The sequence below is a fragment of the Streptomyces sp. NPDC001663 genome, from assembly GCF_042893105.1.
Classification (GTDB): Bacteria; Actinomycetota; Actinomycetes; order Streptomycetales; family Streptomycetaceae; genus Streptomyces.
The window spans coordinates 18684-34574 of sequence record NZ_JBIAUR010000039.1 but is presented as its reverse complement, the minus strand read 5'-3'; the positions used below and the strand labels follow the sequence as shown (position 1 = coordinate 34574).

14 protein-coding genes and 1 pseudogene are annotated in these 15891 nt (G+C 68.6%); 7 read left to right on the top strand and 8 right to left on the bottom strand.

Translation table 11 applies throughout. The annotated features are described in order from the left end of the window. Positions 1 to 712 precede the first annotated feature (712 nt). The 5 genes from ACFY1L_RS55040 to ACFY1L_RS55020 are packed head-to-tail and all read left to right on the top strand — an operon-like array spanning position 713 to position 5796. Positions 713 to 1732, top strand: a complete 1020-nt coding sequence (locus tag ACFY1L_RS55040; RefSeq protein ID WP_388843129.1) for a sugar ABC transporter substrate-binding protein — start codon at positions 713 to 715, stop codon at positions 1730 to 1732. A 23-nt stretch (positions 1733 to 1755) separates the two neighbouring features. Continuing rightward, entirely contained in the window at positions 1756 to 2763 is a 1008-nt protein-coding gene (locus ACFY1L_RS55035; protein WP_388843131.1) for a substrate-binding domain-containing protein, read from the top strand. After that, on the top strand, positions 2763 to 3842 hold the full coding sequence (locus ACFY1L_RS55030) for an ABC transporter permease (RefSeq protein ID WP_388843128.1): 1080 nt from the start codon (positions 2763 to 2765) through the stop codon (positions 3840 to 3842). Before ACFY1L_RS55035 ends, ACFY1L_RS55030 begins: the two co-directional genes overlap by 1 nt. A gap of 4 nt (positions 3843 to 3846) precedes the next feature. Continuing rightward, entirely contained in the window at positions 3847 to 4749 is a 903-nt protein-coding gene (locus tag ACFY1L_RS55025) for an ATP-binding cassette domain-containing protein (protein WP_388843127.1), read from the top strand. A 27-nt stretch (positions 4750 to 4776) separates the two neighbouring features. Further along, entirely contained in the window at positions 4777 to 5796 is a 1020-nt protein-coding gene (locus ACFY1L_RS55020) for a Gfo/Idh/MocA family protein (protein WP_388843126.1), read from the top strand. 64 nt (positions 5797 to 5860) lie between these two features. Here the strand turns inward: ACFY1L_RS55020 and ACFY1L_RS55015 are convergent, their stop codons facing one another. From ACFY1L_RS55015 to ACFY1L_RS55000, 4 genes are read right to left on the bottom strand one after another with little or no spacing between them, the layout of a single operon-like run. Beyond that, entirely contained in the window at positions 5861 to 6880 is a 1020-nt protein-coding gene (locus ACFY1L_RS55015; RefSeq protein WP_388843125.1) for a Gfo/Idh/MocA family protein, read from the bottom strand. Further along, complete coding sequence (locus tag ACFY1L_RS55010; RefSeq protein WP_388843124.1) at positions 6877 to 7881, bottom strand: Gfo/Idh/MocA family oxidoreductase; 1005 nt, start codon at positions 7879 to 7881, stop codon at positions 6877 to 6879. Before ACFY1L_RS55010 ends, ACFY1L_RS55015 begins: the two co-directional genes overlap by 4 nt. A 34-nt stretch (positions 7882 to 7915) precedes the next feature. Beyond that, positions 7916 to 8677, bottom strand: a complete 762-nt coding sequence (locus ACFY1L_RS55005; protein WP_388843123.1) for an SDR family oxidoreductase — start codon at positions 8675 to 8677, stop codon at positions 7916 to 7918. A 15-nt stretch (positions 8678 to 8692) separates the two neighbouring features. Continuing rightward, complete coding sequence (locus tag ACFY1L_RS55000; RefSeq protein WP_388843122.1) at positions 8693 to 9871, bottom strand: phytanoyl-CoA dioxygenase family protein; 1179 nt, start codon at positions 9869 to 9871, stop codon at positions 8693 to 8695. A 108-nt stretch (positions 9872 to 9979) separates the two neighbouring features. Between ACFY1L_RS55000 and ACFY1L_RS54995 the strand changes: the two genes are divergently transcribed. Together ACFY1L_RS54995 and ACFY1L_RS54990 are read left to right on the top strand one after the other, a co-directional pair. Then, positions 9980 to 11026: a LacI family DNA-binding transcriptional regulator gene (locus ACFY1L_RS54995; protein WP_388843121.1), complete on the top strand. Its 1047-nt coding sequence runs from the start codon at positions 9980 to 9982 to the stop codon at positions 11024 to 11026. 53 nt (positions 11027 to 11079) lie between these two features. Further along, a pseudogene (locus ACFY1L_RS54990) lies at positions 11080 to 11327 on the top strand (zinc ribbon domain-containing protein); the annotation flags it as partial. Between the two features lie 473 nt (positions 11328 to 11800). On the opposite strand, the gene ACFY1L_RS54985 reads toward ACFY1L_RS54990, so the two are convergent. The 4 genes from ACFY1L_RS54985 to ligD form a co-directional block, all read right to left on the bottom strand. Continuing rightward, positions 11801 to 12535: an NAD(P)-dependent oxidoreductase gene (locus tag ACFY1L_RS54985; protein WP_388843120.1), complete on the bottom strand. Its 735-nt coding sequence runs from the start codon at positions 12533 to 12535 to the stop codon at positions 11801 to 11803. Positions 12536 to 12792: 257 nt separating this feature from the next. Next, entirely contained in the window at positions 12793 to 13809 is a 1017-nt protein-coding gene (locus ACFY1L_RS54980) for a questin oxidase family protein (protein ID WP_388843119.1), read from the bottom strand. A 154-nt stretch (positions 13810 to 13963) separates the two neighbouring features. Further along, the gene (locus ACFY1L_RS54975) at positions 13964 to 14740 is read right to left on the bottom strand and encodes an NPP1 family protein (RefSeq protein WP_388843118.1); all 777 of its coding nucleotides are present in this window, start codon (positions 14738 to 14740) and stop codon (positions 13964 to 13966) included. A 144-nt stretch (positions 14741 to 14884) separates the two neighbouring features. Further along, complete coding sequence (gene ligD / locus ACFY1L_RS54970; protein ID WP_388843117.1) at positions 14885 to 15865, bottom strand: non-homologous end-joining DNA ligase; 981 nt, start codon at positions 15863 to 15865, stop codon at positions 14885 to 14887. Positions 15866 to 15891: the final 26 nt, after the last annotated feature.

Genomic DNA, 15891 nt, shown 5'->3' with positions numbered 1-15891 from the left:
CGCGACCTTCGTCGTCACGGCGCCGGTCGCCGGGTCGGTGACCGGGCCGTAGTTACCCGACGTGCCCTCGGCGGTCTTGCCGCCGATCCAGTGGTGAAGGTTCTTCATCGGGCGCGGGTTTCCTTTCGGGCGGCCGGACTCGGACTCGGTCGCGGCGGCTGTCGAGTTCGGTGCGGAGGGGCAGGTGGGGGTTGACCGGCTGGTCGTCCCAGGAGTTGAGAGTGCCGGTGTCGAAGTCGTGCCAACCACCGGGTGGCGGGTCGAGGGCGCTCAGGTGTCACGGGGTGAGCCTCCTTCGGGCGGTCGGGGTCGCGGCGACCCGCTGCCGTGTCGACCGCGGCATGGACGGCGTGCGGCCCTTTCCAGGGGAGGGACACATTGGGCTGCGACGGATAAACGTCGACCTCCGTTCGATCCGTGGTTATTGCAGCCGAGAGATCGTTGATCGGAGGTTTTCCTGTATGCGGCAGACGTATTACGGGGAGGCGCCTGGCCAATTCAGGTGTAGAGGTCACGCGTAACCAACGTCAAGGAATTGTTCTGACATCTTGCTCTGATGGACAAATGATGTCTTTACAAACGTTGACCTCGGGGTGGCATGACGGTTCCATCTCGTCATAGGCAACGGCCGTGTTAACGGCATGTGATCCGGAGCGTTCGCTCGGTCAGCCGCCTCTCCCATCCCCCTGCCGCACAGTGAGGTGCCGGAAAGATGGACCGTTCGTCCCACACCCGTTCCCGCAGAACCATCCCCGTCGTTGCCGCAGCAGCGGCGGCCGCCCTGCTTGTCGCCGGATGCTCGAGCAGTTCAGGTGGCAAGAAGGCCGACGAAGCCGGGAACGGCATCTCGGCCGGCAAGGCCTCCACTCCCCGTATGACGGTCGCGATGATCACGCACGCGGCGCCCGGTGACACCTTCTGGGACACGATCCGCAAGGGTGCCCAGGCCGCCGCGGCCAAGGACAACGTGAAACTCATCTACTCCAGCGACCCCAACGGGCCCAACCAGGCCAACCTGGTGCAGAACGCGATCGACCAGAAGGTCGACGGCATCGCGGTCACCCTCGCCAAGCCGGACGCCGTAAAGGGTGCGGTTGCCAAGGCCGAACAGGCCGGTATCCCCGTGGTGGGCTTCAACAGCGGCGTCGACGACTGGAAGAAGCAGGGTCTGCTGGAGTACTTCGGCCAGGACGAGACCATCGCCGGCGAGGCCTTCGGCCGCAGGCTCAACCAGGCCGGCGCCAAGCACACAGTCTGCGTGATCATGGAGCAGGGGCAGGTCGCCCTGGAGGCCCGCTGTGCCGGCGTGAAGAAGACCTTCAGCGGCAAGACCGACATCCTCTACGTCAACGGCACCGACATGCCGTCCGTGAAGTCGACGATCACCGCCAAGCTCAAGACGGACAGCTCCATCGACTACGTGACCACCCTCGGCGCCCCGTTCGCGATGACCGCGATCCAGTCCATCGCCGACGCCGGCAGCAAGGCCAAGCTCGCCACGTTCGACCTCAACAAGGACGCGGTCGGCGCCATCCAGTCCGGCAAGATCCAGTGGGCCATCGACCAGCAACCCTTCCTGCAGGGCTACCTGTCGGTCGACTCCCTGTGGCTGTACAAGACGAACGGCAACTTCAGCGGCGGCAGCAGCTCGCCGGTGCTGACCGGGCCGGCTTTCGTCGACAAGTCCAACGTCGAGAAGATCGCCCAGTACGCCGCGAAGGGAACCCGGTGACCATCATCACCCAGACCACGGCAATGCCCCACGCCCGTTCCCGGAGAACCATCCCCGTCGATGCCGCGGCGGCGGCCGCCCTGCTTGTCGCCGGATGCTCCAGCAGCTCCGGTGGCAAGAAGGCCGACGAAGCCGGGAACGGCATCTCGGCCGGCAAGGCCTCCACTCCCCGTATGACGGTCGCGATGATCACGCACGCGGCGCCCGGTGACACCTTCTGGGACACCGTCCGCAAGGGTGCCCAGGCCGCCGCCGCCAAGGACGACGTCAAGCTCGTCTACTCCTCCGACCCGAACGCCGGCAACCAGGCCAACCTGGTGCAGAACGCGATCGACCAGAAGGTCGACGGGATCGATGTCACCCTCGCCAAGCCCGACGCGCTCAAGAGCGTCGTCGCCAAGGCCGGGCAAGCCGACGTACCCGTCGTCGGTTTCAACTCCGGTGTGAGCGACTGGAAGAAGCTGGGCCTGCTGGAGTTCTTCGGGCAGGACGAGACGGTGGCCGGTGAGGCGTTCGGCAAGAAGCTCAACGAGGTCGGCGCCAAGCACACGGTCTGTGTCGTCCAGGAGCAGGGAAACATCGGCCTCACTCAGCGGTGTGGCGGACTGAAGAAAACGTTCTCCGGCAAGACCGACATCCTCTATGTCAACGGCACCGACATGCCGTCCGTGAAGTCGACGATCACCGCCAAGCTCAAGCAGGACTCGTCCATCGACTTCGTGGCGACCCTCGCCGCCCCGATCGCACTCACCGCTGCACAGTCGGTGTCCGAGTCGGGCAGCAAGGCCAAGCTCGCCACGTTCGACCTCAACAAGGACCTTGTCTCCGCCATCCAGTCCGACAAGATCCAGTGGGCCATCGACCAGCAACCATTCCTGCAGGGCTACCTGTCGGTCGACTCCCTGTGGCTCTACAAGAACAACGGCAACTACAGCGGCGGCGGTGAGCAGGCCGTGCTGACCGGCCCGGCCATCGTCGACAAGTCCAACATCGACAAGGTCGCCGCATTCGCCGCGAAGGGCACCCGGTGATGACCATGACCCAGACCACAACTCCGGCGACGGGCTCCCCGTCGTCGGCCCCGCCGGCCCGTGAAAAGGACGGCCGCACATCTGAACGGCCGCTGGCCTTCCGATTGCTGGCGCGACCGGAGGTGGGTGTCTTCCTCGGCGCCGCTGCGGTGTACGTGTTCTTCCTGATCGCCGCCCCGCCGGTGCGCGACGGCAGTTCGATGGCCACCGTCCTGTACCAGTCGTCGACCATCGGCATCATGACGCTGCCCGTCGCCCTGCTGATGATCGGTGGCGAGTTCGACCTGTCGTCCGGCGTCGCCGTCATCACCTCGGCCCTCACCGCGAGCATGCTCGCCTATCAACTGAGCATGAACGTGTGGGTCGGTGTGCTCGTGGCCCTGCTGGTGTCGCTGGCGATCGGCTTCTTCAACGGCTGGATGGTCGTCAAGACCGGACTGCCCAGCTTCCTCGTCACCTTGGGTACCTTCCTGATCCTGCAAGGTGTGAACCTGGCGGTGACCAAGCTGGTCACCGGGAACGTCGCCACGGACGACATCAGTGACATGGACGGCTTCGACCAGGCGCAGAAGATCTTCGCCTCCTCGTTCGACATCGGCGGCGTCCAGGTGAAGATCACCGTCTTCTACTGGCTGGCCTTCGCGGCACTGGCGACGTGGGTGCTGTTGCGCACCAAGTACGGCAACTGGATCTTCTCCGTCGGCGGCAACAAGGACAGCGCCCGCGCCGTCGGTGTGCCCGTCACGTTCACCAAGATCTCGCTGTTCATGCTGGTCGGCGTCGGCGCCTGGTTCGTCGGCATGCACCAGCTCTTCACCTTCAACACCGTGCAGTCGGGCGAGGGCGTCGGCCAGGAGCTGATCTACATCGCCGCGGCCGTCATCGGCGGCTGTCTCCTCACCGGTGGCTACGGCTCCGCGATCGGCCCGGTCTTCGGCGCCTTCATGTTCGGCATGGTCAACCAGGGCATCGTGTTCGCCGGCTGGAACCCGGACTGGTTCAAGGCCTTCCTCGGCGTGATGCTGCTCGGCGCCGTGCTCATCAATCTGTGGGTCCGCCAGTCGGCGACCCGGAGGTGACCCCATGACATCCACCAACGGAATCGGCACCCACGGCGCAATCCTCGCGGACAATACCGCGGACAACGACAGCGCCACCGTCGAACTGCGCGGCGCGGGCAAGGCGTACGGCAACATTCGTGCCCTGCACGGGGTGAGCCTCCAGGTCCGCCCGAGCCAGGTCACCTGTGTGCTGGGCGACAACGGCGCCGGCAAGTCCACCCTGATCAAGATCATTTCGGGGTTGCACCAGCACACCGAGGGCGAGTTCCTCGTCGACAACGCCCCCGTACGCTTCACCACCCCGCGCGACGCGCTCGACAAGGGCATCGCCACCGTCTACCAGGACCTGGCCACCGTCCCGCTGATGCCGGTGTGGCGCAACTTCTTCCTCGGCTCCGAGATGACCAAGGGCCCCTGGCCGATCCGCCGCCTCGACATCGAGCGGATGAAGAAGACCGCCGACCACGAGCTGCGCGAGATGGGCATCGTCCTCGACGACCTCGAGCAACCCATCGGCACCCTGTCCGGTGGCCAGCGCCAGTGCGTGGCGATCGCCCGTGCCGTCTACTTCGGCGCTCGCGTCCTCATCCTGGACGAGCCGACCGCCGCACTCGGCGTGAAGCAGTCCGGCGTGGTCCTGAAGTACATCGCCGCCGCCCGCGACCGCGGCTTGGGGGTCATCTTCATCACCCACAACCCGCACCACGCCTACATGGTCGGCGACCACTTCAGCGTGCTGCGCCTGGGCACCATGGAACTGTCCGCCTCGCGTGACCAGATCAGCCTCGAGGAGCTGACCAACCACATGGCCGGCGGCGCCGAACTCGCCGCCCTCAAGCACGAGTTGTCCCAGGTCCGCGGCGTCGACGTCGAAGAACTCCCCGAAGAGAACGAACTTCAGCTCGGCGCGCCTCAGGTCAACTGACCTCACCACTCACGGAGACTTCAGAACATGCCATCTGAGCGAGCACTCGGCGTTGCCGTCGTCGGCACAGGCAAGATGGGCGCGGACCATGTGCGCCGACTTCATCATCTCGTCAGCGGGGCTCGCGTGACCGCCGTCGTCGACATCGAGACGGAGCGCGCCAAGACGCTCGCGGACGCGATCGAGGGCTGCACGGCGTACACCGAACCTGCGGCAGCCATGGCGGCGCAGGACGTGGACGCCGTCCTCATCGCCTCCCCGGGGCCCGCCCACGAGGAGGCCCTGCTCGATGCCCTCGACCGGGACCTGCCAGTGCTGTGCGAGAAGCCGCTCACCCCCGACGCGGCCTCCGCTCTGCGTGTCCTGGAGGCAGAACAGAAACTCGGACACCGGCGTATTCAGGTGGGCTTCATGCGGCGGTACGACGCCGAGTACATGAAGCTCAAGCGGCTCCTCGGCAGTGGGGAGTTGGGCAGGGCACTGATGCTGCACCACCGGCACCGCAACCCGGCCATGCCGTCGTGGTTCACCAACGAGATGCTCATCAACGACTCGGTGGTGCACGAGATGGATGTGACCCGCTGGCTCCTCGATCAGGAGATCACGGCTGTCACCGTGCACAAGCCGGCCTCGACGTCGTATGCCCCGGTCGGCATGAACGACCCTCAATTCGTGCTCTTCGAAACCGAGTTGGGTGCCCTCGTCGATGTTGAGATCTTCGGGCACTGCGGCCATGGCTACCAAGTGCAGGCCGAAGTGGTCTGCGAACGCGGCATCGTACGGATGGACGACGAGCACGGGCCGCGGCTGACCGCCGGCGGTCGATGGGGTGGCCGTGTCACACCGGACTACCTCGAGCGTTTCGAGGACGCCTACGACCGCGAGGTTCAGGCCTGGGTGGCCGCCACCCGGCGCGGCGAGACCACCGGGCCGAGCGTCTGGGACGGCTACGCGGCCGCGGCGGTGTGCGAGGCGGGCGTGCTGTCCCAGCGGGAGGGGCGACGCGTCGAGGTCGAGCTGATCGAGCGACCCGCCTTCTATCAATAGGCGGCACGCACAGTGGGAGAGCGCGGTTCCGGACCGGTACCGCCCTCTCCCTGTCTGTTGCTCCTCAGCCGGTGGCCGGAAGCACCGTCCGCGGCCGGACCGGGAAGCCGGCCGCCTGGTAGCACTCGTCGAGGAGACGCATGGCGGTCAACGCGTCGTCCGCGTCGAGAACCAGTGGCGCATCATCCCGCAGGTGGGCCGCGAAGGCCTCCAGCTGGAAGGTGTACGAAGACCGGCGGCCGAGTTGTTCGGTGCGCTCGCCGGCGGCCGTGCGCACCACCACGCGGTCGTCCAGGTGTGGCTGGACGAAGTTCATCGCCGTGGCCTCGCCGCGGGTGCCCACGACGCGGCAGCTCATCTGCCACCTGTCGTACGCCATGTGGCAGTTGGCGGTACCGGTGACCCCGCCCGGGAACTCGAGATCGGCGTACAACCACTCGTCGACGCCCGCGGCCCCGGCTTTCTCTCCGCCGCGCGCGGTGACCAACCGGGGCGCGCCGCCGGCCCAGGGGGCGAGCATCCGGAGCGCGTGCAGGCTGTAGCAGCCCAGGTCCATCAGCGCGCCGCCCGCCAGCGGCAGCGACCAGCGCACGTCGCTGTCCGGCGGCGCGGGCATGGCGACCATCGCTTCGGCATGCCGGAGGTCGCCCAGCTCGCCGCTGTCCAGCAGTTCGTGCAGGCGTCGGGTGACCGGGTGGAACAGGTAGTGGAAGCCCTCCATGAAGACGGTGCCTGCTTTGGCCACGGCCTCGTGGACCTCGGCCGCCTCCTCCGCGTTGCTCGCGGACGGCTTCTCGGTGAGGACGTGCTTGCCGGCCTGGAGGGCGGCCAGGTTCCACGGCCCGTGCAGGCTGTTGGCCAACGGGTTGTACACGACGTCGATCTCGGGGTCGGCGATCAGTTCGGCGTACGAGTCGGCGACACGTTCGACGCTGTGGGTGGCGGCGAAGGCTTCGGCTCGGTCCCGGTTGCGGGCGGCCACCGCGACGAGGCGGTGGCCGCCGGCACGGGAGGGGCCGACGATCGAGAGTTCGGCGATCCGGGCGGCACCCAGCACGCCGATCCGCAGGGGTTCGTTCGTCATGCCTTGCGCACCTCGTCGAGCCGTACGGGCCGGTGCTCACGGAGCGAGAGGGTGCACGCCTCGGCGATCCAGCTCGCCTCGATGGCGTCGGCCACCGTGCAGGGGGAGGGCCTGGTGCCCGCGACGACCTCGGTGAAGGCGGTGAGTTCGGCGCGGTAGGCGGTGGTGAAGCGGTCCATGAAGAAGTGGTGCGGCGTGCCGCCCGGGAAGACGGCGCCCGGTTCGACGGAGCGGAGCGGCAGCTTGTCCTCCAGGCCGACCGCGATGCTGTCCTTCATCCCGTGCAGTTCGAGGCGTACGTCGTAACCGCGTGCGTTGTGGCGGGAGTTGGAGATGACCGCGATGGCGCCGTCGTCCAGGGTGAGCAGGGCGGACGCCGTGTCGACGTCGCCCGCCTCACGGATGTAGTCCGCTCCCCGGTTGCCGCCGGTCGCGTACACCTCCGCCACCTCGCGACCCGTCACCCAGCGCACGATGTCGAAGTCGTGCACGCTGCAGTCCCGGAAGATGCCGCCGGAGACGGCCACGTACGCGGGCGGCGGCGGAGCGGGGTCGAGGGTGGTCGACCGGATCGTGTGCAGGTCGCCGAGCTCGCCGCTCACCACGGCCCGGCGCGCGGCCACACACCCGGCGTCGAAGCGCCTGTTGTAGCCGATGTGCACCTCGACGCCCCTGCCCTCCACCGCACGCAGCACCTCCAGGCTCTCCTCGACGCCGCGAGCCACGGGCTTCTCGCAGAAGACCGGGACGCCCGCCTTGACGGCGGCGAGGATGAGTTCGGGGTGTGCGTCGGTCGCGGCGGCGATGACGACGCCGTCGACGCCGGCGGCGAATACGGCCTCGGGGGAGCCCACCGCGGTGGCCCCGAATCTCTCGGCGGCCGAGGCGGCGGCCGCGGCCACCGGGTCGGTGACCACCAGGGAGTCCACCACGTCCAGCCCCGCGAGGGTCTCCGCGTGGAATGCGCCGATACGGCCCAGTCCCATAATTCCTATGCGCATGCGACTCTTCTTTCCTTCACCTGAAAAGAGCGGCTCAGTCCTGGCCGCCGAAGACGATCTGGTCCCAGTCGATGACCGAGCCGGTCACCACCCCGCTGCGATCGGACAGCAGGAAGACGACGAAGTCGGCGATCTCGTCGACCTGCCCCAGCTTGCCCATCGGCTGTGCTGCGGCGGCCTTCTCCCGCCAGTCGTCGCCCGCTCCGTGGAAGGCGCGCTGTGTGGCGTCCTCGCCCTCGGTGTCCGTCCAGCCGATGTTGAGGCCGTTGATCCGGATGCGGTCCCAGCGGTGGGCGTGGGCGGCGTTGCGGGTCAGACCGGCCAGTCCGGCCTTGGCAGTTGAGTACGCCGCCAGGTGCGGCGGCCCGCCGTGGGCACAGTTGGAGATGATGTTGACGATGGTGCCGGGCGCCTTGCGGGTGACCATGTCGGCCACCACCGCCTGCATCGCGAAGAACGGCGCCCTCAGATTGATCGCCATGTGCTGGTCGAACAGCTCCGGAGTGGTGTCGAGGAGCGAGCCGCGCGACGTCAGCCCCGCGGCGTTGACCAGGCAGTCGATGCGCCCGCGAGCGTCCACGGCATGTACGGCGCTGTCGCGCGCCTCAGCCGGATCGGCGAGGTCCGCGCACACGAAGTGCGCACCCGTGTCCGCGGCCAGCTTCTCGCCGACCTCGGCCCGGCGGCCGGTGAAGACGACGCTCGCGCCCTCCCGCACGGCCGCTCGCACGATGCCCGCGCCGACGCCCTGGCTGCCGCCGTTGACGAGGACGACCTTGTCCTCAAGCAGTCCCATGAGTCCGTGTTCCCTTCAGCTCTGGCGGCGCTTGGCGGCCGCCTGCAGTTCCTCGCGCAGGCGCCCGGGGGTCCAGCCCTCGGTGACGGCCTGCCAGACGGTGTCCGCCTGGGAGGGCGGGGCGAGACCGTCGACCGGGGGATCGAGGTCGAGGTTGGTGGGGAAGGGGTAGCCCTCGGCGGTGACGGCGATCACGCGGCGCAGCCAGTCCTCCGGGACGCCCTCGGCCTTGCGGCGCAGCATCACCGGGAAGAGCGCGTTGGCCATCGCCTCGCGGTCCACCGACTCCATGGCGCGGCCGAAGGCGGAGGAGATCTGCAGCAGGTTGGCCATGCGGCGGATGCCGGTGGTGCGGTTGTACCCGGCGGCGTGGAAGAGCGCCGGGTTGAAGAAGGCCGCGTCGCCCTTCTCCTGGGGGAGTTGGACGTGGTGAGCGTCGAAGTACTCGACGAACTGCGGCAGTCGCCAGGCGAGATAGCCGGGCTCGAACTTCTGCGAGTGCGGCAGGTAGAGCGTCGGGCCCGACTCGACGGGCATGTCGCAGTGGGCCACCGCGCCCTGCAGCGTCAGCACGGGCGACAGGCGGTGGACGTGCGCCGGATAGGCGGCGGCCTGCTGCCGGCTGAGGAAGCCGAGGTGGTAGTCGCGGTGCACGTTTTGCGCGGCCCCGCCCGGGTTGACCACGTTGACCTGCGAGGTCACCTGGTAGGCGGGGCCCAGCCAGGCCTCGGAGATCAGCGCGATCATGTCGTTGGCGTAGTAGTCGGCGAATACCTCCGGCGCCCGCACGGCCACCTTGTCCAGGGCGTTCCAGACCCGGTCGTTGGCACCGGGCCGGGCGAAGTGGTCGCCGCGGGCCCCGCCGGTGCCCCGTTCCTCGTCGATCAGGGTGCGGAACGCCTGGGACATGCCGTCGACCACGGCAGCGTCGGCGAAGGCACGCTTCAGGACGACGATGCCAGGCCCGTCCAGCAGCGTCCTGACGAACTCGTCCTGCACGCTCTGACGGCCCTCCGGGGTGGCCGTCAGAGTCCGGAGCCGCTCGCTGTCGTACAGCGGAACGTTCTGTTCGATCCGCTCGGCCGAGGGGTGGTCCGCGGCGTCGGTGCGCTGCTCCACGAGTGAGCGGAACGCTGCGAGATCGCAGTCCGCCTCGGTCAGCCAAGTCCGCGCTCCCGGGGCTGTGGGAGACATCCAGGTCCTTTCGCAGTCCGTGCATTTCTGCCAGTCTTGAGAACCCGAACCCATCATTCAATGCTTGCTAATACATCAAAAGTCCATCAGAAGCTCTTGGGATCAGTCATGAGGCACCCCTACCCGATCAGGGAAATCGCCCGTCAGGCAGGACTGAGCACGGCCACGGTCGACCGCGTACTCAATCAGCGAGGCAACGTGACAGAGAGCACCATCAGGGAGGTGCAGGAAGCCATCAAGGACCTCGACCGCCAGCAGGCCCAGGTCCGCATCGGGGGCCGCACCTTCATGATCGACATCGTGATGCAGACTCCGGAACGGTTCTCCACCGCCGTACGCGAGGCGCTCGAGGCCGAACTGCCGTCCCTCCATCCCGCCATCGTTCGCTCGCGCTTCCACTTCCGGGAGACCTGCCCGCCCGAGGAACTGATCGGGACCCTGGACAAGATCGCCAAGCGTGGTTCGCAGGGTGTGATCCTCAAGGCTCCCGACGTGCCGGAGGTCGGTGCCGCCGTCGGCCGGCTGATCGCGGCCGGCATCCCTGTCGTCACCCTGGTGACCGACCTGCCGCACAGCTCGCGCGTGGCGTACGTCGGCATCGACAACCGCGCGGCCGGCGCCACCGCCGCCTACCTGCTCGGACAATGGCTCGGCAACCGGCCCGGCAACGTCCTCACCACCATCAGCCGAGGCTCCTTCCGCGGTGAGGAGGAACGCGAGATGGGCTTCCGCAGCGCGATGCGCCTCGCAGACCCGAAGCGATCCCTGGTGGAGGTCACCGACAGCGACGGCCTGGACGCCAGCCAGCGTGACCTCGTTCTCGAAGCGCTCAAGCGTGACGAGGACATCGTCGCCGTCTATTCCGTGGGTGGAGGCAACCTCGCCACCCTCGACGCCTTTGATGCGCTCGGACGGGAGTGCGCGGTGTTCATCGCCCACGACCTTGACCACGACAACACCCGCCTGCTGCGCGAGCGCCGCCTGTCCGCGGTCCTCCACCACGACCTGCGCCAGGACATGCGCCGCGCCTGCCAGATCGTCATGCGCGCCCACAAAGCACTCCCCGACGACGGCCCCGCCCTGCCCTCGGCGATCCAGGTGGTCACACCGTTCAACATGCCGCCCGGGACCCCGTCCATGCCGGGCGTCGACTGAACTGGCTGCAAGCGCAATCTGCGGCGCCACTGTTTGGTGACCTGGAGGTGCGGTTGCGGACGGTCCCCGCTGCCGGCACCTCCCAGCGCTGCTCGGCCTGTGGCCTCACCATGCCGGCAACCGGGAGTCACAGGCCGTGTTCGTTTGCAAGAACTCGGACTGCGGATGGGCAGGCAATGCCGACCACAACGCGGCTCGGAACATCTTGCACCCATACCGGATCGGCCTCGTGGCGATCCCGGCTGCTGGAAGAGCAGTCGTCAGGCGCGCTCGCCGCGTCAAGCCTCCTACCACAAGGTAGGCCTGAATCTCGCCCGTTCACGGGCGCACTCACCGAGGCCCTCCTGACCGCGGGCGCCCCGACCGCCGCACAACGCCGCCTCCGCGAAACCGTCGCCGCCCGGAAACCACCGCCCCAGCTCGCTGGGGCCGCCGGAGATCCACCCCCGACGGCCCCAGCGGGGCCCGGGACGTCCGAGCGTCAGCAGGTGGGCACGCCGGGCAGCGAGGCCGGGCACTTGATGTAGATGTTCTGCCGTCTTACGAACATCCTCCTCGAGAACTTGTCATCTCCCTCGGCGGGCGGCCGGACTGGACGCGCGCCGACGCATACACGCGTACTCATCTGCCCTTCATGCGGGCGAGGCTCAGGTACTGGACCAGCTTCTCGATGACGCGGGCCTTCCTGCTGCCGTGAATCCGGCGCGTCTGCTGGCGGCGCTGCCCACCACACGCACCGGGCGGCCACCCGGCGCCAGCAGGATGAACCGGTCGTCAGCCACGAACGCGCCCCTTCGTGCTCCCGTTCTTCTCGCCCTTGCCGCTGAACGCCTCGTTGCGTATGAGGTCGAGGAAGCTCGGGGTGTCCTGCGTGGTGCGTATGTCGATGAAGGCGCGCACATGCCGGTCGTCGACGGCCTGCCGCAGCAACTCGTGCGCGAGGTCGGCCCGCGCGGTGTACCGGCCGGGGAGGCGCTCCCTACCGACCTGGTAGTCGCTGACCGCGTTCCTGTCGAACAGGCCGCCGGGGCGAATGACCGTCCAGTCGAGATCGGTCTCGCGGACGATCTCCTCCATGCGTCGCATGTCGTCGTACACGGTGCGCCCCATGAAACGTACGACGGACGGCTCCAGCACCTTTCGGAACAGAAAGCCCTCGCCGGGCGCCGCCGTCCCGAAGAGCACGGTCGAGGTCACGCCGACGACGCGCCGGACGCCGTGCCTGGTCATGGCCTGCGTGATGTGACTGATGCCGACGGAATACACGGTGACGGGGCTTCGGCCGTAGGGGACGCCGAGCGCCGAGATCACGGCGTCCTGCCCGGCCACCGCTCGTTCGACCGCGGCGGAATCGAGCACATCCGCCCCAATCACCCGCAACCGCGGACCACTTACCGGAAACGTCTCGGGATGGCGCGTGACCGCGGTGACCGTGTGCCCTTCGGCACTCGCCTGTTCGGCGGCCAGCCGCCCGGTCGCTCCGTTCGCCCCGAAGATGACGATGTTCACTGGGTTTCCCCTCTTCAAGTCGGTTACTGCCGACAAGAGGGCCGAGACGGCTCGGAGTGTGACGCCGGAGAGGGCCGGTGAGACATGGACGACACTTTCCGCAGGGAAGTCACACTCACGTCACCGGGCCAACCGCCCGCCAGGGTTGCCCGTTCCCCTCGTCTCCAGCCACGGAAAGAGGTTGTGAACGCGGCTTGACGACTCACGTCAAGCCGCGTTCGCAGACCTGCCCGCGGAGACGCCCTGGTGAGCGCCGACTAGGCGAGTGGCACGCTGAGTTCGATCGCGCGCTGCGCCGCCGCGAGGGCCCGGTCGTCGCCGATGTCCAGGGCCGTGTCGGTGAACTTGATGACGTGCTCGTCGCCGTGGGCGAGGGCCTTCTCCATGACGCCGTCGGCCGACAGACGCGCGGGGGGCACATAGGCGACCGGTTCCACCGGACCGTACATCGCCGTCACCGCGGCGGAGGCCCTCCAGGCCGCGTGCAGGCTCGGCGCCCACTGGTCGCGGGGCAGTGAATGCAGCGTGCGCAGCACGGCGTTGGGGGCCGTCGCCGCGTGGACGAGCATGGTCGGCTCGGCGTGGCCGTGGGTGGCGTAGCGGTGGGTCGCGGCGCGGACGAGTTCGGTGAGCCGTTCCTTGGCCGTGTCCGGGTCGGTGACGTCGTCCGCCCAGACGGGCAGTTGTCGTACGGCGGCCAGACGGTTCCGAAAGCCCAGATGGCCCGGCTCGATCGCGGGTACGGCCGCCAGGGCCGCCTCGGCGGTCGGCGCGCCGGGCAGCGCGACGAGGCGGGTCACGGGCTGGTGCCGGGCCGCCCAGTAGCCGAGCGCGTGCGCCAGTTCGGTGCGCCGGGGCGCGTTCTCGTCGGCTTCGAGGGCACGTACGGCGTGGCCGACGCGGATGACCGTGTGGGTGGCGCCGCCGTACAGGCCGGGCAGCAGCCGAGGCCACCACTCCGCGAGGACGCTCCTCCAAGGGCGCTCTTCGAGAGTGTGGGAGAAGTGGTAGGTCCAGTCCGCGATCCGGCGCGGATCCCCCAGCGCCTCGAGCCAGTTGTCGTCCGTGACCGGGGCCACGCGGTCGGGGAAGTCCTCCAGCTTGTCCCGGTAGAGGTCCAGCCAGCGGTGCACCGCACCCGCCTGCCCGTGCGCGGAGAGCGCCTCCACGACCATGGGGGCGTGGTTGGACAGCCAGCCGTCCCGTTCCGGGCCGGATGTGTGTACGCGTTCCAGGGCTTCTTCGAGCTGCCCGCTCGTGTCGCTCGTATCCATGCCACGACGCTAGGCAGGCGCCGGTGACGGCGGATCGGGCGCGGGACGTAAGCGGACGGGGCGCGGGTCCTAGACCCCGAGGACGAGGTTCACCGTGAGACGGGCGGCTCCCACCGCGGCCGTGGACCTCTGCAAGGGGAGCCGCCCGCGGGGATCAGGCGTTGGGGTCGAACGCGATGCCGGACGGCTTCGCGGACGAGAGGTGCGAGGCGAAATTGCTGTCCTTCAGGCCGAAGTTGGCGCTGCCGAAGTCGTACGCGCTCAGTTTGTCGCGCAACCCGGCCGGGTAGCCGTTCCAGCCGACCAGCGGAGGGTACTGCCAGGTGTGCTTGTCGTTCTCCGGCGGCTCGTCGTTCGAGTTGGCCAGCCGGAAGCAGTGCGTGCTGATGCCGTCCTTGTGGTAGACGATCTTCGCGTGGCTGCCCTCGAAGCGGACGTCCGAGGCCGCGTGCACGGTGAACGAGCCGTGGTTGGACGTCGAGACGTACTTGATCTGGTTGTCCTGCACCCAGATCACCACGTGCTCCCAGTCGTGGCGGTGCCCGCCGATGCTGCTGCCCGCCACGGCCTGGTCCTTCTCGAAGTACAGGCCGTACAGGTACGCGCACCAGCCGTTGTTGCACTTGTAGCGCGAGTAGCTGTTGGTGTTGTCGAGGTCGGAGGCGTCGTGGCACTGCCCGTTGAGGGCACCGGTCGGCTTCAGGCCGCCGTTGATCGTGCCGTCGGGGCCGATGGCCGGGGTGGAGTAGCAGCCGTCGGTGTCGTAGTCGAACGCCGGCTGGTACGTGAACTCGGCGGACTCGGCAGAGGTGGGCAACGCCTGCGGCGGGGCGGCGAAGGCGGCGGTGGGGAAGGTGACGACGAGGGCGGCGGCGCCGGCGAGACCGGTCAGCCATCTCCTGCGGTGTGTCTTGAACACGGGTGACGACACTGCGTCCTCCTCTTGGTCCGGGCGCAGCCCAACGGCTGTGGGGGGCAAGGGAGTTCAGCATCCCGGGTTTTCACTTCCGGGCCAAGACGTCGCAGGCGTATCAGGCGTGAAGTGCAGCCCAATGTTTCGGATTGTGACGGGGCGTCAGGTCAGGTCGGGTGGCAGGTCGGCCGACGCGTCCTCCGGCGCCAGGTCCGGCCGCAGTCGCAGCCAGGACGGCTGGCGCAGCAGTCCGGCCCGGGTGCGGGTGCTGTAGCGGACCTCGCCGACCAGCCGGGGCACGACCCAGTGCGCGGCCGTGACCTGCGGGGCGGGGTCGAAGGGGCACACATCGGTCGCGGCCGCCTGCAGCAGCGCGGCGAGTTGGGTCCGCTCCGCCTCGCTCCAGCCGGTGCCCACGTTGCCGACGTAGCGCAGGCGCCCCGCGGCCCGCTGCCCGACCAGGACGGCGCCGGGCAGTCCCGACAGCCGCCCCTTGCCGGGCACCCAGCCGCCCACGAGGACGTCCTCGCTGTGCATGTTGCGGATCTTGATCCAGGCCCGGGACCGCACTCCGGGCTTGTACGCCGAGTCCAGCCGTTTGCAGACCAGGCCTTCCAGACCGTGCTCGCGGGTGGCCTGCAGGGCGTGCTCGCCGTTTCCGACGAGCGCTGCCGGGGTGGACCAGAAGGGGCCGTCCAGACCGAGCTGTTCCAGCATCCCGCGCCGTCGGGCGTAGGCGTGTGCGAGGAGGTCCTGGCCCGCCAGGTGCATCACGTCGAACAGGACGAGGTGGACGGCTACCTTCGCCGCCTGGCGTGCCGCTTTGTCGGGCGAATGCGCCAGCCCCATGCGGGACTGCAGCAACTGGAAGTCGGCGCGGCCCTGTTCGTCCAGCGCCAGCACCTCCCCGTCCAGCACCGCGGGGGTCGTCCCGAGCGCCGTGCCCAGCGGCTGCAGCTCGGGATAGGCAGCGGTGATGTCCTCCCCGGAACGGGCGCGCAGCAGCACACTGCCGTCGCCTTCGAGGTAGGCCACCACGCGCTGGCCGTCCTGCTTGGTCTCGTAGGCCCAGCGGGCGTCCTGCGAGGCCGGTGGCAGGCTGCCGGCCGTGGCGAGCATGGGCGGGATGAGGGGGAGGGTCACGAGGTGAGTTGTCGACGGTGCCGTCC

Coding starts and splice junctions, on each gene's coding strand:
- ACFY1L_RS55025 (WP_388843127.1), top strand. CDS start 3,847: ATGACATCCACCAACGGAATCGGCACCCACGGCGCAATCCTCGCGGAC.
- ACFY1L_RS55020 (WP_388843126.1), top strand. CDS start 4,777: ATGCCATCTGAGCGAGCACTCGGCGTTGCCGTCGTCGGCACAGGCAAG.
- ACFY1L_RS55030 (WP_388843128.1), top strand. CDS start 2,763: ATGACCATGACCCAGACCACAACTCCGGCGACGGGCTCCCCGTCGTCG.
- ACFY1L_RS55000 (WP_388843122.1), bottom strand. CDS start 9,871: ATGTCTCCCACAGCCCCGGGAGCGCGGACTTGGCTGACCGAGGCGGAC.
- ACFY1L_RS55005 (WP_388843123.1), bottom strand. CDS start 8,677: ATGGGACTGCTTGAGGACAAGGTCGTCCTCGTCAACGGCGGCAGCCAG.
- ACFY1L_RS55015 (WP_388843125.1), bottom strand. CDS start 6,880: ATGACGAACGAACCCCTGCGGATCGGCGTGCTGGGTGCCGCCCGGATC.
- ACFY1L_RS55040 (WP_388843129.1), top strand. CDS start 713: ATGGACCGTTCGTCCCACACCCGTTCCCGCAGAACCATCCCCGTCGTT.
- ACFY1L_RS54980 (WP_388843119.1), bottom strand. CDS start 13,809: ATGGATACGAGCGACACGAGCGGGCAGCTCGAAGAAGCCCTGGAACGC.
- ACFY1L_RS55035 (WP_388843131.1), top strand. CDS start 1,756: ATGCCCCACGCCCGTTCCCGGAGAACCATCCCCGTCGATGCCGCGGCG.
- ACFY1L_RS55010 (WP_388843124.1), bottom strand. CDS start 7,881: ATGCGCATAGGAATTATGGGACTGGGCCGTATCGGCGCATTCCACGCG.
- ACFY1L_RS54995 (WP_388843121.1), top strand. CDS start 9,980: ATGAGGCACCCCTACCCGATCAGGGAAATCGCCCGTCAGGCAGGACTG.